Raw genomic sequence first — 24,120 nt, 5'->3', positions numbered from 1 at the left:
CGCGACGGGGGCGCACACCGGTGCGGCACGCCTCGGGAGTGTCCGCGCGGTCGCGGCGCCATAAGGGTGCGGCGGCCGCGCGGGCACGGGTTCAGGAGGCGGCCGCGAGGTGCCGGGCGTAGGCCGCGGCCATCCGCCCGCCGGTCTCGGCCGTGGAGACGAGGACCGCCATGTTGGCCTCGGCGGTCCGGCCGCCGGTGGCCCGGTCGACCGCCCTCATCAGGTACTTGGTGAGTCCCTGCCCGGTGACGCCGTCGCGTTCCGCCTGCGCGAGCGCGTCGGTGATGGCGGCCTCGGCCTGCGCCGGGTCGACGGCGTCCTCGGGCCGCGGCGGCGTCGTGATCACGACGGACCCGGGTGCCGGGGCGGCCCAGTGGTTGGCGACGACGCGGGCGATCAGGTCCTCGTCGTCGATGCGGTGCGGTGAACGCACGCCGCTGGAGCTGCAGTAGAAGGCGGGGAAGTCGTCGGAGCCGTAGGAGACGACGGGGACGCAGTGCGTCTCCAGGTACTCCATCGTCAGCTTGAGGTCGAGGATCATCTTCGCCCCGGCGCACACCACGGCGACCTTCGAGCGGGTCAGCTGGATGAGGTCGGAGGAGACGTCCATCGTGCTCTGCGCGCCGCGGTGCACGCCGCCGAGGCCGGCGGAGGAGAAGAACGGGATGCCCGCGAGCTCGGCGGCGACGAGCGAGGACGCCACCGTCGTCGCGCCCCTGGCGCCCCGCGCGAGGACCACGGGCAGGTCGCGGCTGGAGACCTTCGGGATGCCGGTGCCGGACGCGAACCGTTCGATGTCGCTCTCCGTCATGCCGACGCGCAGCGCGCCGTCCTCCACGCAGATCGTGGCGGGCACGGACCCGCTCTTGCGCACCGCGGCCTCGACGCGGTGCGCGGTCTCGGCGTTGTGCGGGTACGCGAGGCCGTGGGTGATGACGTTCGACTCCAGGGCGACGACCGGTCGCCGCTCGTGCAGCGCCTCGCGGACCTCTTCCGCGTAGACGATCGGGATGCCGTGCCCCATCACTGCGCCTCCGTCGGAATCGGCGCCGCGTAGTTGGGCTTCTTCCACAGGAGGTGCGCGCGGCCGGCTATCTCCGGGGTGTGCACCTCCTGCGTCCACCGGGACGGCTCGACGGCCTCCACGGCGATGGAGACGGAACCCTCCGGCACGCCGAAGACGCGCGTCACCGTTCGGGTCATCTCCTCGACCAGTTCGGCGCGTTGGGCGTCGGTGACGGTGGCGGGCCAGTGCTTGATGCTGACGTGCGGCATGCGTGCTCTCTCCTCTCGGCGGGGACCCGCCGGCGGCTGCCCGGAGGGGAGCCGGCCGGTGGGTCCCGTCCGCCGGTGTGCGGGTGGCGTGGTGGGGCCGACGTGGTGCGGTGTGCTGCGGTGCTCCGCGGTGGGGCGGTTGCCGTGTCGTGCGGTGCCTTGCTCGCACGGTGCGGGCGGTGCGGGGTGCGGGCCGTGCGGTGCTCGGGTCGTGCGCCGGTTCGAGCGGGTGCGGCCGCCCGCTCGCGGGCGCCGCGGCGCGCGGTGCTCAGCCGCCGGTCACGGACGCGATGCGCTCGGCGAGTTCCGCCACGCCCCCGTCCTTGAGCACGCTGTAGTGGTCGCCCTTCAGCTCGACGACGGTGGGCGGCGCGGCGCTGTAGCCCTCGCTCGACTCGATGAACGAGTAGTCGTCGCCCTGGGCCTTGAACACCGTGATCGGCGTGGTCAGCCGGCGCTCGCGCAGTTCCCGGAACGTGTAGTCGAACTCGTAGGTCTGCCCCACGATCCGCGTCACGCGCCGGATGGTCCCGGCGTCGAGGGCGGGGAGCATCTCGTGCACGAAGCGCACGAAGGAGTCCTCGTCGGTGACCCGGTCGAGGCAGGCGTCGAGCGCGCGTCCTTCGATCGCCCCGGCGAACACGGAGAACAGGATGGTCACGTAGGCGGGGTTCGCGAAGCTCGCGTCCCGGCCCCGGTGCCCCGCGCCGCGGCTGCGCAGCGCGGGATTGCCCGGGCAGATCAGCATGAGGTGCTCGACCCGCTCCCCCGCCTGTTCGAGCCGGTAGGCGGCCTCGAAGGCGACGCGCGCGCCGAAGGAGTACCCCCACAGCCGGTAGGGGCCCGAAGGCTGGACGGCCCGGATCTCCTCCAGGTCGGCGAGCGCCATCTGACCGATGGTGGGGTACGGCTCCTCGTCCGCGTTGATGCCGTGTGCCTGCACGCCGTAGAACGGCCCGTCGAGCCGTGCCTCGCGGCCGAGTCCGCGCAGGTTCATCGGGTAGCCGCCGAGGCCGGGCCAGCAGAACACCGGCCGGCCGCTGCCGCCGGGGCGCAGGGGCACGAGGCGCGAGGTCTCCCGCGCGCTCGAACCCTCGTCGATGCGGGCGGCGAGTGCCCCGAGTTCCGGCGACTCGAACAGGACCTGGAGCGGCAGGGAGGTGCCGAACTCCCGGTTGATCCTGTTGACGAGGGCCACCGCGTGCAGGGAGTTGCCGCCGGAGGCGAAGAACTCGTCCCGGACGGAGACGTCCTCGTAGCCGAGGGCGCCGCCCCATTCGGCGGCCAGCCACCGCTCGGTGTCCGTGGCCGGTGCGACGTACGGCGCGGGCCGCCAGGCGGCGGCCAGTTCGGGCAGCGCGGCGGCGGCCCGGGCGTCGGTCTTCCCGTTGGCGGTCAGCGGCAGCCGGGGCACGACGAGGACGCGCGCCGGGATCATGTACGACGGCAGGAACTTGGCGAGTTCCTCGCGGATCATCTCCGCGGGCCCCTTGGTGTGCACGGCGTCCTCGTCCATGCCCTGGTGCGCGGCCTGCTCCGGGGTGACGCGGCCGCCGACGAAGAAGTAGGAAGCGGCGGCGGGTTCCGCGCCGGCGGCGGCCAGCAGGTCGTCGAGGCGCGTGGCGGCGGGCAGCGGGTTGCCGGTCTTGGACGAGTAGCCGGACGACATCAGACCGAAGCCCGGCACGCGCTGCAGCCGGTGCAGGGCGGTGCCCAGCAGTACGTAGCGCAGCCACGGTTCGGTGCCGGCCCGGGAGACGGCGCTGATGCCGAACGCGGCCCGTTCGTAGACCCCTTGGTTGATGGCGATGACGTGCCGCTTCTCGACGACGTCGGTGCCGAGAGGCTCCAGGGCGCCGTCGCGGTAGCGGTAGAAGCCCGCGGCGAGTCCGGCGACGCGGTCACCGTGCGCCTGGACGAACAGCTCGACGCCGTCCTGCCGCGCCCCGGGCCGGTACGCGGCGACGTCGAAGCCGCCCAGGTAGAGGTCCTCGTCGACGACGTCCATGCGGCGCTTGACCCGCGGGTCGTACCCGGCGGGCTCGACGCCGAGGCCGTAGTCCGGCAGGACCTCCTCCAGCACGCCGAGCATGTGCCCGGCCTCCAGCTCCAGCACCTCGGCGATGTTGTTCTTGTAGACGGGCTCGATCGCGCGCCGCTTGCCGAGGAAGTGCAGCCGCAGCAGGGGCCCTTCGCGGTCCTCGGCGGCTTCGCCGACGCGTACGAGGGTGTGCTCGACCGGGTGGTGGTAGTAGAGGCCCGAGGGCAGGCCCGGCAGGCCCGGCGTCTCCAGGTACAGCTGCGTCGCGTAGAGCGCCCCGGGCGAGGCGTACGCGTACTTCGGAAGCAGCCGGTCCTGGCTGCGGAACGGGCCCAGCCAGCGCAGGATCTCGCCGAGTTCGGGCAGCGAGAGCAGCTGGGGCGAGCGGGACGTGACGCCCTCCGGGCGCGCCGCGAGCAGGCCGAGCAGGTCCTCGACCCCGACCGGGCCGCCCCCGTAGAAGCGGTAGGTCTTGCGGGCGAAGGCCTCGCGCCGCTGGCGCTCGCCGGGCTCGGAGCCCGGCAGCGCGACCACGGGCCGCCCGCCGAGTTCGGCGTCCTCGCGCAGTCCCGGGTTCGACAGCTGTGCCTTGACCTGGAGCTTCGACGCCTTGGAGCGGTGGTGGTCGGCGTCCTCGCGGCCCTGGTCCATGGTGGCGGCGGTGCGCTCGTTGAGCTCCACCGCGGCCACCAGCGTGCGGCCCTTCGTGCGGGGGTCGTCCGCGACGAGCGCCGCGGCCCTGCGCACCCAGGTGTGCTCCTCGATGCGGGCGGCGACCTCCTCCAACTCGACCCGGTAGCCGCGCAGTTTGACCTGGTTGTCGGTCCTGCCGGTGAACTGGATCGTGCCGTCCTCGTTCCACTGGCACAGGTCGCCGGTGCGGTAGAGCCGCTCGGTGGGGTTGAACGGCGAGGTGATGAAGCGGCGTTCGGTCTCCTCGGGCAGGCCGATGTAGCCGCGTGCGACCTGCCGGCCGCCGACGAACAGCTCGCCCGTCTCGCCGATGTCGACCGGCCGGCGGCTCTCGTCGAGGATGTAGCAGGTCACCCGGTCAGCGGGGACGCCCACGGGCAGCATCCCGCCCGGGCGCTCGCCGAGGCCGGCCGGGTCGACCCAGTGCGACGTGGCGTTGATGGTGGTCTCCGTCGGCCCGTACAAATTCACGAGCGAGACGCCGGGTACCGCCTCGAACAGGTCCCTGGCCAGCGCCGTCGTCAGCGCCTCCCCGCCGGAGAAGATCCGGTGCAGGCTTCCGCAAGCGCCGAGGCGCTCGGTGTCGATCAGCGCGCGCAGCAGCGTCGGCACGGCCTGGAGAGCGGTCACCCGGTGCTGCGCGATCATGTCGATGACGGCCTCGGGATCCCGGTAGATGCCCGGGGTGCCCATGACGACCCGGGCCCCCACGGCCGCGGCCAGGATCTCCCACTGCGCGGCGTCGAAGCTCATGGGCGTCTTCTGCAGGATGGACACGCGGGGCCCGAGATGGCCGCAGTTGGCGAGCCACTGCAACTGCGAGACGACGCTGCGCTGCTCGATCATGACGCCCTTGGGCCTGCCGGTGCTGCCGGAGGTGTAGATGACGTACGCGAGGTGCTCGCCGCCCGCGGCCGGCAGCGGGCCCGGCTGCGCCTCGGGCGCATCGGACGCGGTGACCACGGCGGTGCCCTCGGGCGCCAGGCCGCGCAGGCGCTCCCGCAGGTGCTCCTGGGTGACGATGACGCGGGTGCCGGAGCTCTCGATCATGTACCGCAGCCGGTCGTCCGGGTACTCGGGCGACAGCGGCAGGTAGGCCGCGCCGGCGGTCAGGATGCCCCACGCACCCGTCACCAGGTCGGCGGACGGCTCGGTGAACAGGCCGACGCACGTGTCGGGGAGGGCGCCGAGCGAACTCAGTAACGCCCCCGTCCGGTGCGCCTCGAAGGCCAGTTCGGCGAAGGTCAGGTCCCGGCCGACCGCCGTGACGGCGATCGCGTACGGCCGTATCCGGGCCTGCTGTTCGAGCAGGGAGCCGAGCGAGACTCCCTTGAGGGATACGCCGGACGTCAGCGTCTCGATGGCCATGGAAGGTGTCCCCCCGAAAGATGAGATGAAGCGTGCGGAGCGGTGCTCACACCCGGCTCGGGGCCGGTTCGCGCTCGGGCCGCGCCGGGGCCCCGGCGGGCGCGGGCCTGCGCTGCGCCAGGACCACCGAGCCGACGACCGCGGCCGCGCCGAGGATCTGCAGCAGGCCGAGCGACTGGTCGAGGAAGAGGTAGCCGAGGACGGTCGCGCACAGCGGCGAGGCGAACGAGAGGAAGGACGCCGCCAGCGCCGGCAGGCGCGAGAGCCCGCGGAACCACAGCACGTAGGCGATCATCGCCCCGATCAGGCTCAGGTACGCGAATCCGCCGATGTTTCCCCAGGTCAAGTGGGTCGGCAGGGCCTCGGTCGCGAGCGTGACCGGCACCAGGACCAGGCCGCCGACCGTCAGCTGCCAGCCGGTGAAGGCGAGCAGGGTGACGCCTTCGGGCCGGCCCCACCGCTTGGTCAGGACGATGCCGGTGGCCATGCAGGCGGCGCCGAGCACGCCCGCCAGGACGCCCACGGCGTCCAGCCCGGCGTGCGGTTCGAGCACCAGCAGCGCCACCCCGGCCGCGCCGAGCAGGCAGGCGCCGATCTGGATCGGCCTGATCCGGTCGCGGAGCAGGGCCGCGCCCAGCAGCAGCACGATCATCGGCTGGATCGACATCACCAGGGCGGCGACACCGCCCGGCAGGTGGTACGCGGCCAGGAAGAGGAAGTAGAAGAACGCACCGATGTTCAGCACACCGAGGACGAGCGCCCGCCACCACCAGATGCCGCGCGGGAACACCCGGGTCGCCGCCAGGAGGATGAGTCCCGCGGGCAGCGCCCGCAGGGTCGAGGCCAGCAGCGGCCGGTCGGGCGGCAGGAACTCCGTGGTGATCAGGTACGTCGAACCCCACACGGCGGGGGCGAGTGCGGTCAGGGCCGAGGTGCCGGCGACGCGCTGGTTGCTCATGGACGGGCTCCTGAGTCGGTGGTGCCGAAGAACCGGTCTCCGAAGTCGCCGATGCCCGGGAGCATGAAGGCGTGTTCGGTGAGGCGTTCCTCGATCGAGCTGGTGATGATCTGCAGGTGCGGACGCTCATCGGCGACCCGCTGGAGCCCCTGCGGCGAGGCCAGCAGGTCCACGAGCACGATGCGTTCCTCCTGGACGCCCTGCTCCAGCAGGACGTCGACGGCGGCGAGCGCCGAGCCGGCGGTCGCGAGCATCGGTTCGAGCAGCAGCACCGGGTGGTCGGCGATGTCGTCGGGCAGGTGCTTGTAGTACAGGTGCGGGAGCTTGGTCTGCTTGTCGCGCTGGATGAGGATCTTGCCCACCCGGATGCCGGGCATCATGTCCCGCAGCTCGGTCTCCATCGCCTCGCCGGCGCGCACCACGCTGACCGCGTAGGGGTCGCGGGCCGGTTCGAGTCCCTCGTAGACGGCGCCGATCGGGGTGCTGACCTCCTTCTTCGCGAAGGGCAGCAGGTCGAGCGCGGCCTCCAGCAGCAGCCGGAAGACGCGGCGTGAGTGCGTCACGAAGTCCTGCTGGGTGCAGGCGCGGTCGCGGATGACCGTGTGCAGTGCGCGCAGTTGGTCGGTCTGCGGGAGCACGTGGACGTTCGGTGCGGTGGTCACGACGGGTGCCTCTCCGGTGGTCGGTCCGGTGGTGGTCCGGGGGTCGGTGGTACGGGAGGGCGCGCGGGGGGACGCGCTGTCGTACGTGCGCGGCGCCGGCGGATGCCCGGCGGGCCGGGGCGGCCCGGTGCGGTGCGGCCGCGCCGGCGGGGGCCGGGCCCGGTGGGGCGGGGCCGGTGGGGCGGGACCGGTGGGTCCCGTGGGGCGGGCCGGGCGCCGCGCGGGGTCAGCCGATCTCGTCGAACGCCTTGCGGGCCTCGGCGACGAACGTGGCGACCTTCGCGCGGTCCTTGCGGCCGTCGGGGCCCTCGAGTCCCGAGTGGGCGTCGACGGCGGCCGGACGGACGGCGCGGATCGCGTCGCCGACGTTCTCGGGCCGCAGGCCGCCCGCCATCATCAGCGGCTTGGGCGAGCGGCGGACGAGGGCGGCGGAGACGCTCCAGTCGTGCGTGAGGCCGGTGGCCCCCTTGGCGCCGGTCTTCGGGTCGAAGGTGTCGGTGATGTACATGTCGACGTACGGGTGGGTGGCGTCGACCAGCTCCAGGAGCTCCTCGGTGTTGCCCTCCTTGACCACGAGGGACTTCAGGACGAAGAGGTCGGGGCGTATCTCCTTCAGCCGGCTCAGCTGGGCGACCTCGACGTCGCCGTGCAACTGGACGGCGACGACGCCGAGTTCACCGCAGAACTCGCTGATCTCGTCCGCGTCCGTCAGGTAGCTGATCAGGACGCCCGCGTGGGGTGCCTCGAGGCCCTTGATGATCGCGGCGGCGTCCTGCTCGGGGATGTCGTCCTTGCCGGACGGCAGGCGCAGGGCGAAGCCGATCCAGTCCGCGCCCTCCTCGATGACCATGTCGGCCTCTTCGGCGTCGATGATGCCGGCGACCTGGACGAGCTTGTTCACGGTGACCATGAAGTGATCTCTCCTCGGCTGGTGCGGGTCTCCGCCGGAGCGGTCCCCACTCGCGGGGCGGACGGCCGCGGTGCGGCCGCCCGGGCCGACCCGCCGTGCGGCGGGCGGCCTTCGGGCCGTGCTGTGCTGTCGTGCCGTGCTGTCGTGCCGTGCTGCCGCGGCGCGTGCTCTCGTGCCGTGGTGCCCGGTGGTGCGGTGGTGAGCGCTCCCGCCGGCGCGTGCCCCGCGCGGCGCGTTCCGCGGCGCGGGGCTCGCGCGCGTCAGTAGTCCGTGAGGTGGTGCTGCCGCGAGAAGCCGGGGGCCGGCTCCCCGCTGCCGTACGTGTCGTGGTGCGTGGTGAGCCGGGGCGAGCGGCGCCCCGGGTGGAGGCGGACCTCGCCCGGGTAACCGAGCGGGACGAGGAGCGCGATGTGCAGGTCGGGCCGGTCGGCGATGCCGATGGCCCGCTTCACCGCCGTCTCGTCCCAGCCGCCCATGGGGCTGGTGCCGAGGCCCGCGGCCTCCGCCGCGACCATCAGGAAGGCGGCGGCGAGCATCGCGTCCTTGATGGCGCACTCGCGCTCCAGGCCGCGCTCGCTGCGCGCTTCGTAGAACTCCTTGACGCTGCCCGGCGTGCCGGCCGCGTAGGCCTCGGTCCAGGCGCCCCGCTCGCGCGCCTCGCGCCAGATGTCGTCCCGGCCCTCCCGCCAGGCGCCCGACTCGGCGACGAAGACCAGGACGACCGGCGCCTCCTGGGGGTGCGGCTGCCCGCCGGTGGCCTCGGTCAGCGCCCGCAGGCCCGCGGCGCCGGTGACGGCCACGATCGAGCGGGCCTGGAGGTTGTAGCTGGACGGTGCTTCCAGGGCGAGGTCGATCAGCTCCCGCAGCAGTGGGGCGGGAACAGGATCAGGACGGTAGTGGCGGATGGCCCGTCGCGAGCGGATGGCCTGTGCCACGGTCTCGCTCGTCCCTTGTGGGGGCATGATCGAACCTTTCGATGTCGAACTATCCAGTACCAAGAAAGTAAGTCCTGGACTACGCTGACGTCAAACGTCTCGATGTCGAAGTAACCGAGGAAGAGGTGGATCACCGTGCGTGACCGCGTCGACGGATTCCTTGATCAGTGGGCCGCCCAGCGCACCGATCTCGACCTGGCCGCCATGGGGACGGTGGGGCGCAGCCTGCGCCTCGCGCGGCTCCTGAGCGCGGGTCTCAAGGAGTACTTCGCCGCGGAGGGCATGGAGACCTGGGAGTTCGACGTCCTCGCGACGCTCCGCCGCAGCGGCGGCCCACTGACGCCGAGCGCCCTCGCCGCCAGCGTCATGATCGGCTCGGCGGCGCTGACGAACCGGGTCGACCGCCTCGTCACCCGGGGCCTGGTGAGCCGCGACGCGGTCCCCGGGGACCGGCGCAGCCTCCACATCACCCTCACCGACGAGGGCCGGGAGCTCGTGGACCGCGTCGTCGAGGGCCACGTGCGCAATCAGCGCCGACTGCTTTCCGGCATCGACAAGGAGGACTGCCGCGCGCTGGACGAGATCCTCCGCGCGCTGCTCGTCTCGCTCGGCGACGTGCCGTGAACCGCACCCCCGTCGGCTCCGGAGAGGATTCCCCCGGATATACGCACGGCTTCCCGGAACTGTCGCCGAGATGAATAATCGCGGCCCCGCGGCCTCGGTCGCCGACACCTCCCCCGGGCTTCCCACCGACTTCGCCTCCCCCGTGTGGCCATGAATTCGGTTCCGCACAAACTATGAGTTCGCAGCAGGCTTTTTGGCAAGGAGGCAAGGGATGCGGAAGCGGGGCGTTGTGCGCGGTATGTCCGGATGTGCATCCCGCCGGTGTGTGCACTGCGCAGACCCGAACCATCGGGCGCGTGGCCACCGGATGCCGCGAACGGCAGAGTCCAGTGCAGTGTCGGGGGGCGCCGCCCGCCGCCGGCTGCGGCCGGGGGCGGAAGCAGGTCGCCCCGTGATCTCCGGGAGAGCACAGGGGGGAAGAACATGCCGCAAGCACCGGCTCCCGCCGCGGGCATCGAAGAACTGAGGGCGCGGCTCGACCGCGTCGACGCACAGTTCCTGGACCGGCTGCGCGAGCGCATCGAAATCTGTGTCCAGATCGCGCACCACAAACGCGAGAACGACATTCCCATGATGCAGCCGCACCGCATCGGAGTGGTCCAGGAAAGGGCCGCCCGATTCGGTTCGGAAAACGGAATCGATCAGAAATTCCTGCGGGAGCTGTACGACCTCGTGATCGCGGAGACGTGCCGCGTCGAGGACCTCGTCATAGGAGGTTCGGCCGCATGAGAACCCTGCTGATCGACAATTACGACTCCTTCACCTACAACCTCTACCAACTGCTCGGCGAGGTGAACGGCCGCCCGCCCGTCGTCGTGCGCAACGGCGCGGACTGGTCCACGCTGCGCATGGAGGACTTCGACGCGATCGTCGTCTCGCCCGGCCCCGGCCGGCCCGAACGCGAGCGCGACTTCGGCATCAGCTCCCGCGCCATCCTCGACAGCGGCCTGCCCGTGCTCGGCGTGTGCCTCGGCCACCAGGGCATCTGCCACCTCTTCGGCGCCGAGATCGGGCTCGCGCCGCAGCCCATGCACGGCCGTGTCTCGCCCGTCCACCACGACGGCCGCGGCCTGTTCGCCGGGCTGCCCTCGCCCTACGACGTGGTCCGCTACCACTCCCTCGCCGCGACGGACCTGCCAGCCGAGCTGGAGCGGACCGCCTGGACCGAGGACGGCGTCGTCATGGGCGTGCGCCACAAGACCAGGCCGATCTGGGGCGTCCAGTTCCACCCGGAGTCCATCAGCAGCGAGTACGGCCGCGAACTCCTCGCGAACTTCCGCGACATGGCCCTCGCGCACGGCGCCGACAAGGGCCGGCCGCGCTACCGCGTCCACGTGCGCACGGTGCCCTGCGAACCTGACACCGAGGCCGCCTACCGCGAGCTGTTCCACGGTGACGAGCACGGCTTCTGGCTGGACAGCGGCGCGGTCGTCGAGGGCCTGTCGCGCTTCTCCTTCCTCGGCAACGGCAGCGGGCCCCTCGCCGAGTACGTCACCTACCGGGTGGGCGACGGCGCCGTGACCGTGCGCGGCTCGGCGCGCTCCGGGGGCGCCGAGGAGATCGTCGAGCAGCGGTTCTTCGACTACGTCGAGGAGCAGCTCGCGCTGCGCTCGGTACCCACGCCCGAGGGCCTGCCCTTCGACTTCAACCTCGGTTACGTCGGCTTCCTCGGCTACGAGCTGAAGGCGGAGACGGGGGGCAACGCGGCGTACAAGGCCGAGACGCCCGACGCCGCCCTGCTGTTCGCCGACCGGATGCTCGCCGTCGACCACGCCGAGGGCGTGAGCCACCTGCTGGCGCTCTCCCTCGACGGCGACACCGCCGACGCGACGGCCTGGCTGGACGAGACGGCGGCCCGGCTGACGGCTCTGCCGCCGCGCGGGAGCGGCCGGGCGGCCGCAGCCTTCGAGGGTGTCGGCATGACCGACCCCGCGGCCGGGGGCACGGTCGGGATGCGCCATGGCGAGCGGGCGTACCTCGACCGCATCACGCAGAGCCTGGAGGAGATCCGCCAGGGCGAGACGTACGAGGTGTGCCTGACCAACGCGGTCACCCTGGACGCCGTCATCGACCCGCTGCGGACGTACGGGCGGCTGCGCGCCATCAGCCCCGTCCCGTACGGCGCGCTGCTCCAGTTCCCCGGCGTGGCCGTGCTCAGCGCGTCCCCCGAGCGGTTCCTGACCGTCGGGACCGACCGGGTCGCCGAGTCGAAGCCGATCAAGGGGACGCGGCCGCGCGGTGCGACGCCCGCCGAGGACGAGGCGCTGCGCCGGGACCTCGCGGGCCGCGAGAAGGACCGCGCGGAGAACCTGATGATCGTGGACCTGATCCGCAACGACCTCAACGTCGTCAGCGAGGTCGGCTCCGTCCACGTGCCGAAGCTGTTCGACGTCGAGACCTACGCGCCGGTGCACCAGCTGGTGTCCACCATCCGCGGCACGCTGCGCGCGGGCGAGTCGGCGGTCTCCTGCGTCCGCGCCGCCTTCCCCGGGGGATCGATGACCGGCGCGCCCAAGCTGCGGACCATGGAGATCATCGACCGGTTGGAGGAGGGGCCGCGCGGCGTCTACTCCGGCTCGCTCGGCTGGTTCTCGCTCAGCGGCGCGACCGACCTGAGCATCGTCATCCGCACGCTGGTCGCCACCGCCGACAAGGTGACCTTCGGCGTCGGCGGGGCGATCGTCGCCCTGTCCGACCCGGACGAGGAGTTCGAGGAGACGGTCGTGAAGTCCCGGGCCATGGTGACCGCGGTCCTCGACACCGCGGCGCAGCCGGCCGGGGGCGCCCGGTGATCCGCCGGTGCGTCGTCGTCGGCGGCTCGGGGGCGGTGGGCGCGCTGTTCGCCGAGCGCGTCCGGGCCACCGGCGCGCGGGTCTGCCTGGTCGATCCGGCCGAGCCGTCCGGCGGCCGGACGCCGGACGGCGCCCCGTGGGTGCGCGGCGACGTGACCGCGATCGACGACCGGCTCGCGGCCGAACTCGGCCACGCCGACCTGGTGGTGCTCGCGGTCCCCGAACAGGTGGCGCTCGCCGCCCTGCCCGGCGTCGCCGGGGCGCTGCGGCCCGACGCGCTGCTCGTCGACACGCTGTCGGTCAAGCAGCGCTTCGCGGACGCCGTGCGCCGGCACGCCCCCCGGGTCCAGGCGGTGGGCCTGAACCCGATGTTCGCGCCGTCGCTGGGCTTCGAGGGGCGCCCGGTCGCCGCCGTCGTCGTCGGCGGCGGACCGCGCGTCGCGGGGCTGCTCGACCTCGTCGCGAGCTGGGGCGCGGTGATCGTCCCGGTGGACGACCGGGAGCACGACCGCCTCGCGGGCGCCGCCCAGGCGCTCACCCACGCGGCGGTGCTCGCCTTCGGGCTCGCCCTGACCCGGCTCGACGTGACCGTGGCGGACCTGCTGCGGATCGCGCCCCCGCCGCACCGCGCCCTGCTGTCGCTGCTCGCCCGCATCGCGGGCGGCACACCGGAGGTGTACTGGGACGTCCAGGCCGCCAACCCGGAGGCGCCCGCGGTACGCAAGGTGCTGGCCGACGCGCTGGCCCGGCTGACCGACACCGTGGAGGGCGGCTCCGAGGGGGCGTTCGAGGACCTCGTCGGCGAACTGCGGGCCCACCTCGGCGCGGAGCTGCCCGCCCTCGGCGAGAGCTGTGCGGCCCTGTTCGAGCACCTCTGACGCGCCGCGGGCGTCCCGGCCCGCCCGTATCGCACCGCCCCGCAGGACCCGAACGGCCCGCACCAAGAGCACGGCACGCACCACACGGACGCACCGCACGGCCCGCACCACCGCACCACGGAACGCAACGCACCACCGCACGCACCACGGAACCACCGGAACGACCCGAGACGAGTCCGCCCGGGCGACGCGCCGCCACCGCGGCCGCGGCGCCCGCGGCGGCCCACGATCAGGAAGGTGCACCTCATGACCACGTTCGCCCCGACCGTGCTCACCCCGGACCAGCGCGCGAAGATCTCCGCCGATCCGCTGGTGGGCGGCGGCAACCTGCTGAAGTCCGCCCTCGCGGCCAGCGTCGCGCCCGACGAGCGGTACATCCACTCCGACCGCGCGATCACCACCACCTCGGGCGAGCCGCGCCACGACTTCAGCATCGCCGAGGTGGACGAACTCGCCCAGAGCTGGTCGGCCTGGTACCTGGCCCAGGGAGTGGGCCGGCGCGACCGGGTCGCGGTGTGGATCGAGGACTCGTTCGCCTACTCCGTGCACTTCTACGCCCTCGCACAGATCGGCGCGGTCGCGGTACTCGTCAACAGCAAGGCCCCGCAGGCCATCGCGCAGTCGCTGCTGGAGCAGACGACCCCGGTCGGCCTCTACACGGACGCCGCGCGGCTGGAGCGCCTCGGCTCCGCGCTCGACGGCCTGGGCCTCGCGTGGACGCGCACGGAGGAGGAGCTTCCGGCCCCGCCCGCCGCGGCGCTCGCGGACTCGGACTACTGGCCGCACCACGACGACGACCCGGTCGTCATCCTGCACTCCTCCGGCACCACCGGCCGCCCCAAGCCGACGATCCACACGCACCGCTCCATCGTGTCGGGTCCGAAGTTCCGGCTGGTGGACCACACCGAGGTGCCCGGCGCCCTGATGATGACGGCGCTGCCGCAGTCGCACCTGGGCTGCATCGCCTACACGGTCTACGCGGTCCTCGGCGGCACCCCGTTCGTCGCGCTCAGCGACCGCAGCGGTGAGGAGCTGGCCGCCGCGGTCGGCCGGCACCGTCCGACCGCCGTGATGTCGTTCGCGCACGGCTACGCCGAACTGGCCGCCGCCGACCTGGCCGTGGGCTCCGTCGACTCGGTGGCGGTGTGGACCTCCATCGGGGACGCGGTGCACCGGGCGCACATCGAGAAGATCCTCTCGCTGCGCAGCCCGGAGCTGAAGCCCTCCGCGTTCTTCGACCGCCTGGGCACGACCGAGCTGGGCTGGGGCGTGCTGCTCCAGGTCCACACCCTCGACAGCGAGCGCAACGACCGGTGCGCCGGCAAGCCCGTCGGTGTCGCCGAGGTCGCGATCCTGCGCGAGGACGGCAGCCCCGCGGCCGTGGGCGAGGTCGGTCACCTGGCCGCCAAGGGCCCTGCCATCACGCCGGGTTACTGGGCCGACTCCGACACCACGTACCGCTTCAAGCTGGCCGGCCACTGGCTGCCCGGGGACATGGCCTACCGGGACGCCGAGGGCAACTTCTTCCTGGTGGACCGCGCGGTGGACGCGCTGCACACGCCCACCGGAACGGGCTACTCGGTGTTCATGGAGGAGGTCGTGCTCAACGAGGTGCCCGAGGTGGACGATGTCGCCGTCGTCGCGGGCCGCGACGGCGACACCGTCGTGCCGGTCGCCGTCGTCACCGTCGCCGATCAGACCGACGCCGACCCGCACAAACTGCTCGACCGTGCCAACGAGGCACTGGCGGCGGCCGGCCACCCCGCACTGGGAGTCCTGGAAATAGCCCGCACGCCGGACCAGTTCCCGGTGGGTGTCACCGGTAAGGTACTCAAGCGCCAACTCCGCGAGACCTACGCGAATTTGCGGAACTACGCGGAGCGGGCCGACTCCACTTCCCTCGCTTCTCACATCTCCGAGGAATCAGCGTGACGCAGAGCACTCAGGCTCAGACCGCAGACACCCCCGCCGAGGTCGACTTCTACTTCGACCCGGCCTGCCCCTTCGCGTGGATCACCTCCCGGTGGATTCTCGAGGTCCAGCAGCAGCGCGAGCTGAATCTCCGATTCCGGGTGATGAGTCTTTACGTTCTCAATGAGAACCGCGAACTTCCCGATTGGTATCGTGAGTTGGTGAACAACTCGCTCACGCTGACCCGCCTGTGCGTCGCCGCGGAACAGAAGCACGGCGGGGAGGTCCTCGCCGGCCTCTACACCGCGCTCGGCACCCGCATCCACAACGGCGGCAACAAGGACTTCCGCGCCGTCGGCGTGGAGGCCCTGGCCGAGACGGGGCTGCCCGCCGAGCTGATCGAGGCGGCGGACAGCGACGCGTACGACGAGGCGCTGCGCGAGAGCCACCACCTCGGCATGGACCCGGTCGGCGAGGACGTGGGCACGCCCACGATCCACATCGACGGTGTGGCCTTCTTCGGGCCCGTCCTCAATTCCATCCCGCGCGGCGAGGAGGCGGCCCGCATTTTCGACGGCGCGCGCGCTCTCGCGAACTACCCCGACTTCTTCGAACTGAAGCGGACCCGTACCGGAAAGCTCTCCTTCGACTGAGCCAACCGCACGACGTGGGCCGCCCCTTGCCGGGGCGGTCCACGTCCTCACGAGGACAGGCACCTGGACATGCAGCAGACTTCCGCGGACACCGCCCCCGCCCCACGCCCGGACGCCTTCATTCTCACCGGATCGTTCCTGGTGGTCTGTCGCGCGCCCCTGTATCTCGAAGAACTCACCCGCAGAGGGCTGAAGGTCCTTCTCATCACGCCCTCGGCGTGGCGTGAAGAGGCTTTGCGTGCCTCGGCCGATCCCTCGCACCCGGCCTCGGCGATCGACGAATTCGCCTTTGTCGACGGCGACGTGAGCCGCGACAACTCCTATCTTCCCGGTGCCGTCTCCGCGGCGCGCCGCTGGCGCGAGCGGTACCGGATCACGGGCGCCTACGCCGTCGGCGAGACCCAGGTGGAGCCGACCGGCCTGCTGGCGGATGCCCTCGGTCTCGCCACCCCCGGGCTGCGCGCCACCCGCGTGTGCCGCAACAAGTACCTGCAGCGCTGGTACCTGCCGGAGTTCAGCCCCGCCTCCCTCGTCGTCGCGCCGGACGAGCGCGGGAGCGCGGACCTGAGCGAGGTGCGCTACCCCGCCGTCGTCAAACCCGCCGGGCGGCACTCCAGTTCGGGTGTCGAGTCGGTCCTCGACGCGGCCGCCCTGCGCGTCGCGCTGGACGCCTTCCCCGCGCACGAGACGGTGCTGGTGGAGGAGAAGATCGCCGGCCAGGAGTACTCGGTGGAGAGCCTGGTCCAGGGCGGCCGGATCGTGTTCGCCTCCGCGACCCGCAAGGACACCACCGACTCGCACGCGCGCACGTTCGTGGAGCTGTCCCACACCGTCCCGAGCGACCACCCCGGCACCGAGTCCGCGCTGCTGGAGGCGAATCGGCGGCTCCTGGAGGACGGGCTCGACTTCCGCGACGGCATCGCCCATGCCGAGTGGCGCGTCGACGCGAGCGGCCGGCCGGTGCTGATGGAGGTCGCCGCCCGCACGCCCGGCGACGGCCTGTGCGTGCTGTACGAACTGGCCACCGGCGCACCGCTGGAGCCCGAGATCGTCCGCATCGCACTGGGCGAGCCCGCCTCGTACCCGCGACCGCGCAGGCACGCCCGGCAGGTCTACCTGGAGCACGCCCCGGGCCTCCTCGCCGACGTCGCCGTCGACGGCTTCGGTGTCGAGCCGGCCTGGGTGGGCGAGGGCGGCCTGTGGCCGGTCATCGGCCCCGCCGCGGCCGGGGACGCACCCACTTTGCGCGCGGTGCTCGTGCACAAGGACCGCGGCGCGCTCCTCGGCCCGCTGCTCAGCTCCGAGGACCGTGCCGTGTCGTTCTTCATCGACGCGCCGACCCTCGAGGAGCTCGACGCGCTGGAGGCCGAGGTCCGCGCGGCCGTCGGGATCCGCACAGTTCCGGCCGACGTCACCCACGTCCTGGTCGGCTACAGCCCGGTGATGCTCGCCAAGCTCGACGAGTCGATGCCCCCGTCGTCCGTCCTGGTGCTGGAGGAGCCCGCGGTCGTCGCCGCGCGGGGCATCGGCGACCTCGCCGAACGCCACGCCTGCGTGGGCGCGCTGCTGCCCGTTCCCAGCCAGGACGAGCGGCATCCCCACCGCATCGCGGACACACTGCCCCGCCCGCCGCGGGTGCGGGCCGTGGTGCCCGTCGTGGAGTACGGGGTCGTCGTGGCCGCCGCCCTCGCCGAGGCCTGGGGCCTGCCCGGCGCGGGCCTCAAGGCGGCCCGGGTGCTGCGCGACAAGGCGCTGCTGCGGACGGCCGCGGCCGGCGGTGCGATCGCCCAGCCCGCCTGGGCGCGGGCCGAAGGACCGGACGGGGTGGCCGAGTTCCGGGCCCGGCACGGCGGCGAGTGCGTGCTCAAGCCGGCGGGGCGGCAGGCCAGCCTCGGGGTGCAGCTGCTCGGGCCGGACGACGACGTGGCGGCCGCCTGGGCGCACACCACGGGCGCCGACGAGCCGACCCTGCGCGCCGCCTACCCGGACACCGCCCACTACCTCGTCGAACAGCGCCTGCACGGACCCGAGGTGAGCGTGGAGGCGTTCGTCCACGAGGGCGCGGTCGGCTTCACGAACATCACCGCCAAGTCCGTACTCGACTCGCGCCACCCCGTGGAGACGGGCCACGCCCTGCCGGCGGCCCTGCCCGAGTCGACGTCCGCCGCGCTGGGCGAGGCCGTCGCCCGCCTCGCCGAGGCCACCGGGTTCGGCTCCGGGATCCTGCACTCGGAGTGGATCCTGGACGGCGGCCGGCCGCACCTGGTGGAGTGCGCGGGCCGGCTGCCCGGCGGCGCGATCACGGTCCTCGTCGACCTCGCGTACGACACCGACATCCTGGCGAACCTGCTGCGGGTGCTGGAGGGCCGCGGGCCCGTCGCGCCGATCGCCCCGCGCCGGGCGGCGGCGGTGCGGTTCCTGACCGCGGCGCCGGGCACCGTCGGCTCGGTGGCCGGCGAGGAGGAGGCCGCGGCCGTACCCGGCGTCGAGGAGGTGCACGTGTCGGTGGAGCCGGGCGCCACCGTGCGGGCGACCACCAGTTCCTGGGAGCGCGCCGGTTTCGTCGTCGCCACCGCCGGGACGACCGCGGACGCCGCCCTGACCGCGGAGCACGCCCGGTCGCTCATCACGGTCCACACCGATCCCGGCCGCGACGCGGGTGCCGGCAGCGAGCCGCCGCGGGACAGCACACCGGCCCCGGCCGGCGCCGGGGGGCGGTGACCGGTGCGCCGCATCTCACCGCGCGAGTACGTGCCCGCGACGCCCGCGGGCCGCACGTTCGCCGTCACCTCGCTGATCAACGCCGTCGGGACCGGCCTGTACCTGGCGGGCTCCGCGGTGTTCTTCGTCCGCTCGGTCGGGCTGAGCACCGCGGAGGTCGGCCTCGGTCTCGCCGTGTCCGGCATCGTCGGCTTCCTGACGACGGTGCCCATCGGCGCGCTCGCGGAACGCATCGGCGCCCGGCGCATGCTGGTCCTGCTGCAACTGTGGCGCGCGGGCTGGTTCGTCGCGCTGACCTTCGCGCACGGCGTCGTCGGCTTCACCCTGGTGTCGTCGTGCCTCGCGGCCGCGGAGGCCGCCACCCAGCCCATGACGCAGGCCGTGGCGTCCGCCGCGACGGAGGCGGGCGACCGCACCCGCACGATGGCGATCATCCGTACGGTCCGCAACATGGGCTTCTCGCTCGGCGCGCTGCTCGCGGCGCCCCTGCTGGCCTCGCACAGCATCTGGGCGTACCGGGGCATCGTGCTGGGCACGGCGGCCGCGTTCGTCGTCTCGGCTCTGCTGCTGACCCGGCTGCGCGCGGTGGCGGGGGCCACCGCGCAGCGCAGGACGAGCCCGCTGGCCGCGATCAGGGGCTTCCGGGACTGGCGCTACCTGCTGCTGACCGGCCTGAACGGGGTCCTGAACCTGCACACCACCATCCTGTCGGTCGGCATTCCGCTGTGGGCGCTGCACGCGACCCGCGTCCCCACGGGGCTGCTGCCGATCGTGGTGCTGACCAACACGGTGCTGTCGGTGGTGCTCCAGGTCCCGGTGTCCAAGTCCGCAGAGGGGCCGGGGGGTTCGGCGCGTGCCCTGCGCCTGGGCGGCGCGGCCCTCACCGCGTGCTGCCTCGCGATGGCCCTCGCGGCCGGGCCCGGGTCCGCCTGGCTCGCCGGTGCGGTGCTGCTGGGCGCGTGCGTGCTGCTGACCTTCGGCGAGATGTGGCAGGCGGTCGGCGGCTGGGACCTGAGCTACGAGTTCGCTCCCGAGGACCGCAAGAGCACGTACCTGTCCGTCTTCAGCCTCGGCGGGACGGGGCAGCGCATCGTCGGTCCCGCGCTCGTGACCTCGGTGGTGATCGCCGCCGGCCCGGCGGGCTGGATCGGCCTCGCCGTGGTGTTCGCCGCCGCCGCGCTGCTCGTCACGCCCGTCACCCGGCTGCTGAGGCCTCTCGACGGGGCCGGTGCGCAGGGTGCCGGCGCGCCTGCCGGGCCGGCGACCGCCGCGGCCGCAGGGACACCCACGGAATCGGAAGGGGCCACCCCATGAAGGACGGCAAGGACCTGCTGGTGGTGGGCGTCGGCACGATGGGCCGGCCCTACCTGGAGGCGGCGGCGCGGCTCGGCGTGCGCACGCGCGCCGTCGAGTCGGCGGCGACCTGGGAGCACCGGCCGCAGGGGCTCGCGGAGACGTTCTACCGCGCTCCCGGCGGGCCCGAGGAGCTGTGGAACCTGGCGGTGACCCGCGCGGTCACGGAGCGGGTGCCGGGCGGTGTGGTGGCCTTCGCTGAGCCGCACGTGCTGTCCGCCGCGCTGGCCCAGGAGCGGCTGGGCCTGCCCGGGCCGTCCCTGCACGCGGCCGTCATCTCCCGCAACAAGGCGCTGCAGCGCACGACGTTCGCCGACCACGGCGTGCCGCAGCCGGAGTTCCGGCTCGTGGCGAGTGTCGCCGACGCGCGGGCGTGGATGCTCGAACGCCTGCCGGTGGTCGTCAAGCCGCTCTCCCGGGCGGGCAGCGAGGGCGTGGAACTCGTCGCGGACGCGGCCGCCGTGGGTGACGTGATCGCCCGGCGCGCGGACGAGGGCACCGTCCTGGTCGAAGAGGCCGTGGAGGGGCCGGAGTTCAGCTGGGAGGCGCTGGTGCGCGACGGGGAGGTGCTGTTCGCGAACACCACCGCGAAGGAGACCACACCGCCCCCGTACTTCGTGGAGCTGTCCCACCGCTGCGGGCACCGCTTCGACGACCCGGCCACGACGGCCCGCGTGGACGCGCTGACCAGGGGCGTCCTCGACGCGATCGGGATGCGCACCGGCCTCGTCCACCTGGAGTTCAAGGTGGGCGCGCGGGGGCCGGTGCTGATGGAGACCGCGGTGCGCACCCCCGGCGACTACCTGCCCGACGCGATCGGCCTGACCTTCGGCTTCGACCTCTACGAGGCCGTGGTCAAGCTGTCCCTCGGCCTGCCGGTGGACGGCCTTCCCTCCGGCGGGCCGGCCGCGTGGGCGGCCACGTACTTCCCGACGGCCGCTCCCGGGACCATCAGGCGGATCGGCGGGATCGAGGAGACCGAGGCCCACCCGGCGGTGGTCCGGGTGCGGCTGCGCAAGGGGCCCGGCGACACGGTGCGCCCGCTGACGTCGTCCTCGCAGCGGATGGGGCACGTCCTGGTGTGCGCGGACTCGCCGTCGGAGCGGGAGGACGCGCTGAAGTTCGTGCGCGAGACGCTGCGGGTGGAGGTCGATCCGGCCTGAGGCGGTCGGCGCCCCGGCGAGACGGCCCCGGCTCCTCCACGCGCATTGCGGGAGGCCGGGGCCGTCCGCCGCCCGCCGTCGGGCCGGTTTCCCGGCGTACGGCCACGGCCTCCCGCTCGCGGTCGCGGCGTCAGCCGGCGGTGCCGTACGCCGCGGCCACCCGCAGCACGATGTCGTTGGCGGCGGCCTCGCCGACGGTGACCCGGGCGCCCTCGCCCGGGAAGGCCCGGACCTCGACGCCCGCTCGCGCGCAGGCGGCGGCGAACTCCCCGGTGCGCTCCCCCAGCGGCAGCCACACGAAGTTCGCCTGCGACGGCGGGACGCGCAGGCCGGCGTCCCGCAGGGCGCCCTCCAGCCGGTCCCGCTCCTTCGCCAGCGCGTCGACGCGCTGCAGGAGTTCGGCCTCGGCCTCGGCACCGAGCGACGCGACGGCGGCGACCTGCGCAGCGGAGTTCACACCGAAGGGCACGGCGCGCGCCCGTATCCTCGCGGCCACCGGCGCCTGCGCGACGGCGTAGCCGATCCGCAGTCCCGCCAGGCCGTAGGCCTTGGAGAACGTCCGCAGCACCACGACATTGGGCCGGTCCCGGTAGAGGCCGACCCCGTCGGGGACGTCGATGTCCCGGACGAACTCGCGGTAGGCCTCGTCCAGTACGACCAGCACGCCGGGCGGCACGCGGTCGAGGAAGCGCTCCAGCTCGGCGCGCCGCACCACCGTGCCGGTGGGGTTGTTGGGATTGCACACCACCACGATCCTGGTGTCCTCGCGCACGGCCGCGGCCATCGCGTCCAGGTCGTGCGCGTCGTCGCGCAGCGGCACCCGCACCGACGCGCCCCCGCACACCTCGGTGAGGTGCGGGTACGCCTCGAACGAGGGCCACGCGTACAGTGCGCTGCCGCCGTCGGCGAGCGCCGCGTGCAGCAGGTGCAGCAGCACTCCCACCGATCCCGCGCCGAAGGCGAGATGGTCCGCCGGGACCGACAGCCGGGCGGCGACCGCTCCGGTGACCTCCGCGGCGAGCCGGTCGGGATAGCGGTTCATTTCCGCGACGGCCGCCTCGGCGACGATGCGGCGCACCGAGGGCAGAGGCGGGTAGGGGTTTTCATTGGCAGACAGTCCGTAGGGCGTCATGCGGCACCTTTCCGGCGCGTAACGGCGCGGCGCCGGCTGCGGGATAGAGCGGACCACCGGCGCCGCGGCAACAAAGAAAGGGGAAAATGAAATGGATCCAAAAACGGAGCCATTCGGCGCGCGCTGCGGAACCTGTGGCCGCGCGCGGCGCGACATCTCACCCTAAGAGGCGGCCTGTGCCGCCGCAAGGCCGTCCTTCGACGGCAGCCGCTCCACGAGGGCGCCCGCCGCCTGCCCCCGAAGGCCCATCAAGTAACCGAGCTGGAGCCTGTGCTGGGCGCCGTACTCCTTCTTCAGCCAGGCGACGTGCGCCTGCAGCGAGCGCAGGCTGAGTCCGAGGCGGCGGGCGATCTCCTTGTCGGAACGCCCCTCGACCAGGAGTTTCCTGATGGACTCGCGAATGGCGGGGATCACCTCCGGTGCCGCGTCCGCGGCGCGCACCGGCAGGAAGGGGAAGGGGGCGGCCCGGTCCCACGCGCGGTCGAAGACGTCGGCGAGGAAATGCACCACAGCCGGCTCCGTGACCAGCACCGCCCGGGACCGGTCGGCGTTGGCGGGGATGAACGCGGCGGACCGGTCGACCAATATCATCCGGTCGAAGAACTCGGCGAGGGTGCGCACCTGGACCCCGTACTGCGTGACCGACTGCACATATTCCTTGGTCGGCTCGTCGAAGCGGGTGCTGTGCTGGTAGAGCGTGCGCATGCTGATGCCGGCCGCGATCCTGTTGCGCACGGCGCTGAGCGCGTCGTCGAGCACGGGGCCCGGGCGCGGGCCGTCCGGCTGCGCGGTGAGGATCTCGGTCCTGGCCGTGTCCAAGATCTTCTGGATGGCGCGATTGATCTCCACTTCCCCGTCGAGATAGCGGAATCCGGGATTCTGCACCGCCGCGTCCGGGCGGACCTGTCGGTATTCGTCCGGCCCGTCCTTGTGGACGCACAGGTCGGGCTGTTCGGCCTGTATCGCGATCATGCAGGAGATCTCACTGAGCGCCTGCGCCATGCGCAGTAACGTTTCACGCTTCTCCGGCTCCGCGCTGGGCGACCAGTCCGCGGCAAGGCTCTGCAACGCCGCGGTACTCCCCTCGGCCCCGGAAGCGTCCCTCGCGTCGTCGATGTCCGTTTCGTGTGGGCCCGTCGGCATTTGCATCCCTCGTTTCATTGCAGTGCGCCGACCCGAAGCATGTCCGAACTCCTACAGGTCGTCCAGAGGTGGCAGAGTTACGTCTACGAAAAGAAAAGCCACGGTTTGCGCGGGTCTATCGACGTCGACGCAAACCGAGGCGTCATTGTGCAAACAGCCGAAATCTTACTGCAAAGGAAATGTCATGCTCGGGGGAATGTTCAGTTCCAGGCAGATGGCGAGATCGAGAGGCGTCTTCGCGCCATTCTCCGACGGGTGCGCAACGCCCCCCGCGCACCGGCCCTGTCTCCGCCTCGACGGAACCGTCCGCGCGAACGACGTCGGCTGGAACGTTCCCGGCTGACCGCGCCGACCGGTTCCCGCACCGCTGCCGGCGGTTCGGGCGGCCACCCGCGCGCCGACGGGGGCGCGCGCGTGGCGGCACTCCCGGCCCGTATCGGGCCGGACCGCCGCACCAGCGCGGAATCCGCACACCTCTGGGGGGAGACGGAATGCTCCGGGCGGACATGCTCCGGGCCGACGACGGGCCGTTCGTACCGGAACCACCGGGGACCGGGGCCGACGGCGCCCCCGGGCCCCGGCCGCCCTTCGCTCCGGGGCGGCGGGCGAGTGCCCCCGGCCCCGGAGCCCACGCCCACGATCCTTACCCATCACGGCCGTTAGGCCGAAAAGCATCGGTATCGGGGGTCGTACCCGCATCCTCCGAGCGCCCGGGCTCCGCCCGGAGTCCGAAGCTGCGCTACCACGAGTGGCCGTGCCCGGGGGCGTTCGTCGAAGGCCCCTTCGCCCTGCGGGCGTTCGGCGACGCGGGCCCCGCCGAACGCCGGGCGGGCGACGGGCCGGCCGTGGCCGGGCGGCGGGGCGAGCAGCCCTGGTCGTTCGCCCCGGTGCCCGCCGTCCGCCGCCAT

18 protein-coding genes are annotated in these 24,120 nt (G+C 73.0%); 9 read left to right on the top strand and 9 right to left on the bottom strand.

What is annotated here, in order from left to right; genetic code table 11:
• Positions 1–91: 91 nt before the first annotated feature.
• The 7 genes from L1885_RS04875 to L1885_RS04845 form a co-directional block, all read right to left on the bottom strand.
• On the bottom strand, positions 92–1,024 hold the full coding sequence (locus L1885_RS04875) for a pseudouridine-5'-phosphate glycosidase (RefSeq protein WP_235795713.1): 933 nt from the start codon (positions 1,022–1,024) through the stop codon (positions 92–94).
• A complete protein-coding gene (locus L1885_RS04870; protein ID WP_235795712.1) occupies positions 1,024–1,275 on the bottom strand; it encodes a tautomerase family protein in 252 nt (83 codons plus the stop codon). Before L1885_RS04870 ends, L1885_RS04875 begins: the two co-directional genes overlap by 1 nt.
• Before the next feature lie 268 nt (positions 1,276–1,543).
• Entirely contained in the window at positions 1,544–5,377 is a 3,834-nt protein-coding gene (locus tag L1885_RS04865) for a non-ribosomal peptide synthetase family protein (RefSeq protein WP_235795711.1), read from the bottom strand.
• Positions 5,378–5,423: 46 nt separating this feature from the next.
• Positions 5,424–6,335: an EamA family transporter gene (locus L1885_RS04860; protein ID WP_235795710.1), complete on the bottom strand. Its 912-nt coding sequence runs from the start codon at positions 6,333–6,335 to the stop codon at positions 5,424–5,426.
• Positions 6,332–6,997, bottom strand: a complete 666-nt coding sequence (gene upp, locus L1885_RS04855) for a uracil phosphoribosyltransferase (RefSeq protein ID WP_235795709.1) — start codon at positions 6,995–6,997, stop codon at positions 6,332–6,334. Before upp ends, L1885_RS04860 begins: the two co-directional genes overlap by 4 nt.
• A gap of 226 nt (positions 6,998–7,223) precedes the next feature.
• Positions 7,224–7,907: a phosphoribosylanthranilate isomerase gene (locus tag L1885_RS04850; protein WP_235795708.1), complete on the bottom strand. Its 684-nt coding sequence runs from the start codon at positions 7,905–7,907 to the stop codon at positions 7,224–7,226.
• 260 nt (positions 7,908–8,167) lie between these two features.
• Complete coding sequence (locus L1885_RS04845) at positions 8,168–8,869, bottom strand: nitroreductase family protein (RefSeq protein ID WP_235795707.1); 702 nt, start codon at positions 8,867–8,869, stop codon at positions 8,168–8,170.
• A gap of 108 nt (positions 8,870–8,977) precedes the next feature.
• On the opposite strand from L1885_RS04845, the gene L1885_RS04840 reads away from it, so the two are divergent.
• The 9 genes from L1885_RS04840 (at position 8,978) to L1885_RS04800 (ending at position 20,937) form a co-directional block, all read left to right on the top strand.
• Positions 8,978–9,466 carry a MarR family winged helix-turn-helix transcriptional regulator gene (locus tag L1885_RS04840; protein WP_235795706.1) on the top strand — a complete coding sequence of 163 codons (489 nt, stop codon included), beginning with the start codon at positions 8,978–8,980 and terminating at the stop codon, positions 9,464–9,466.
• 423 nt (positions 9,467–9,889) lie between these two features.
• Positions 9,890–10,195 carry a chorismate mutase family protein gene (locus tag L1885_RS04835; RefSeq protein WP_235795705.1) on the top strand — a complete coding sequence of 102 codons (306 nt, stop codon included), beginning with the start codon at positions 9,890–9,892 and terminating at the stop codon, positions 10,193–10,195.
• Entirely contained in the window at positions 10,192–12,258 is a 2,067-nt protein-coding gene (pabB, locus tag L1885_RS04830) for an aminodeoxychorismate synthase component I (protein WP_235795704.1), read from the top strand. Before L1885_RS04835 ends, pabB begins: the two co-directional genes overlap by 4 nt.
• Positions 12,255–13,136, top strand: a complete 882-nt coding sequence (locus L1885_RS04825; protein WP_235795703.1) for a prephenate dehydrogenase/arogenate dehydrogenase family protein — start codon at positions 12,255–12,257, stop codon at positions 13,134–13,136. Before pabB ends, L1885_RS04825 begins: the two co-directional genes overlap by 4 nt.
• Positions 13,137–13,382: 246 nt before the next feature.
• Positions 13,383–15,068: a class I adenylate-forming enzyme family protein gene (locus L1885_RS04820; protein WP_235795702.1), complete on the top strand. Its 1,686-nt coding sequence runs from the start codon at positions 13,383–13,385 to the stop codon at positions 15,066–15,068.
• Positions 15,065–15,700 (top strand): mycothiol-dependent nitroreductase Rv2466c family protein, encoded by a 636-nt coding sequence (locus tag L1885_RS04815; RefSeq protein ID WP_235795701.1) that lies wholly within the window; start codon positions 15,065–15,067, stop codon positions 15,698–15,700. The genes L1885_RS04820 and L1885_RS04815 overlap by 4 nt, the downstream gene beginning before the upstream one ends.
• 69 nt (positions 15,701–15,769) lie before the next feature.
• Positions 15,770–18,421, top strand: a complete 2,652-nt coding sequence (locus L1885_RS04810) for an ATP-grasp domain-containing protein (RefSeq protein ID WP_235795700.1) — start codon at positions 15,770–15,772, stop codon at positions 18,419–18,421.
• A 3-nt stretch (positions 18,422–18,424) separates the two neighbouring features.
• Positions 18,425–19,735, top strand: coding sequence for an MFS transporter (locus tag L1885_RS04805; RefSeq protein ID WP_235795699.1), 1,311 nt, complete (start codon positions 18,425–18,427; stop codon positions 19,733–19,735).
• Positions 19,732–20,937, top strand: coding sequence for an ATP-grasp domain-containing protein (locus L1885_RS04800; protein WP_235795698.1), 1,206 nt, complete (start codon positions 19,732–19,734; stop codon positions 20,935–20,937). The genes L1885_RS04805 and L1885_RS04800 overlap by 4 nt, the downstream gene beginning before the upstream one ends.
• A 130-nt stretch (positions 20,938–21,067) precedes the next feature.
• On the opposite strand, the gene L1885_RS04795 is transcribed toward L1885_RS04800, so the two are convergent.
• Positions 21,068–22,225 (bottom strand): histidinol-phosphate transaminase, encoded by a 1,158-nt coding sequence (locus tag L1885_RS04795; RefSeq protein WP_268983624.1) that lies wholly within the window; start codon positions 22,223–22,225, stop codon positions 21,068–21,070.
• Positions 22,226–22,231: 6 nt separating this feature from the next.
• Entirely contained in the window at positions 22,232–23,071 is an 840-nt protein-coding gene (locus L1885_RS04790) for a LuxR family transcriptional regulator (protein WP_235795696.1), read from the bottom strand.
• Positions 23,072–24,120 lie beyond the last annotated feature (1,049 nt).

It is taken from the genome of Streptomyces fuscigenes (assembly GCF_021556455.1).
In the GTDB taxonomy this organism is placed as follows: Bacteria; Actinomycetota; Actinomycetes; order Streptomycetales; family Streptomycetaceae; genus Streptomyces; species Streptomyces fuscigenes.
This window is presented reverse-complemented; position numbering and strand designations above follow the sequence as displayed.

Bases quoted from the DNA above. Each gene is read 5' to 3' on its own strand.
- L1885_RS04875 (WP_235795713.1), bottom strand. From the start codon at position 1,024: ATGGGGCACGGCATCCCGATCGTCTACGCGGAAGAGGTCCGCGAGGCG.
- L1885_RS04870 (WP_235795712.1), bottom strand. From the start codon at position 1,275: ATGCCGCACGTCAGCATCAAGCACTGGCCCGCCACCGTCACCGACGCC.
- L1885_RS04865 (WP_235795711.1), bottom strand. From the start codon at position 5,377: ATGGCCATCGAGACGCTGACGTCCGGCGTATCCCTCAAGGGAGTCTCG.
- L1885_RS04860 (WP_235795710.1), bottom strand. From the start codon at position 6,335: ATGAGCAACCAGCGCGTCGCCGGCACCTCGGCCCTGACCGCACTCGCC.
- L1885_RS04850 (WP_235795708.1), bottom strand. From the start codon at position 7,907: ATGGTCACCGTGAACAAGCTCGTCCAGGTCGCCGGCATCATCGACGCC.
- L1885_RS04845 (WP_235795707.1), bottom strand. From the start codon at position 8,869: ATGCCCCCACAAGGGACGAGCGAGACCGTGGCACAGGCCATCCGCTCG.
- L1885_RS04835 (WP_235795705.1), top strand. From the start codon at position 9,890: ATGCCGCAAGCACCGGCTCCCGCCGCGGGCATCGAAGAACTGAGGGCG.
- pabB (WP_235795704.1), top strand. From the start codon at position 10,192: ATGAGAACCCTGCTGATCGACAATTACGACTCCTTCACCTACAACCTC.
- L1885_RS04820 (WP_235795702.1), top strand. From the start codon at position 13,383: ATGACCACGTTCGCCCCGACCGTGCTCACCCCGGACCAGCGCGCGAAG.
- L1885_RS04810 (WP_235795700.1), top strand. From the start codon at position 15,770: ATGCAGCAGACTTCCGCGGACACCGCCCCCGCCCCACGCCCGGACGCC.
- L1885_RS04800 (WP_235795698.1), top strand. From the start codon at position 19,732: ATGAAGGACGGCAAGGACCTGCTGGTGGTGGGCGTCGGCACGATGGGC.
- L1885_RS04795 (WP_268983624.1), bottom strand. From the start codon at position 22,225: ATGTCGCGCCGCGCGCGGCCACAGGTTCCGCAGCGCGCGCCGAATGGC.
- L1885_RS04790 (WP_235795696.1), bottom strand. From the start codon at position 23,071: ATGGCGCAGGCGCTCAGTGAGATCTCCTGCATGATCGCGATACAGGCC.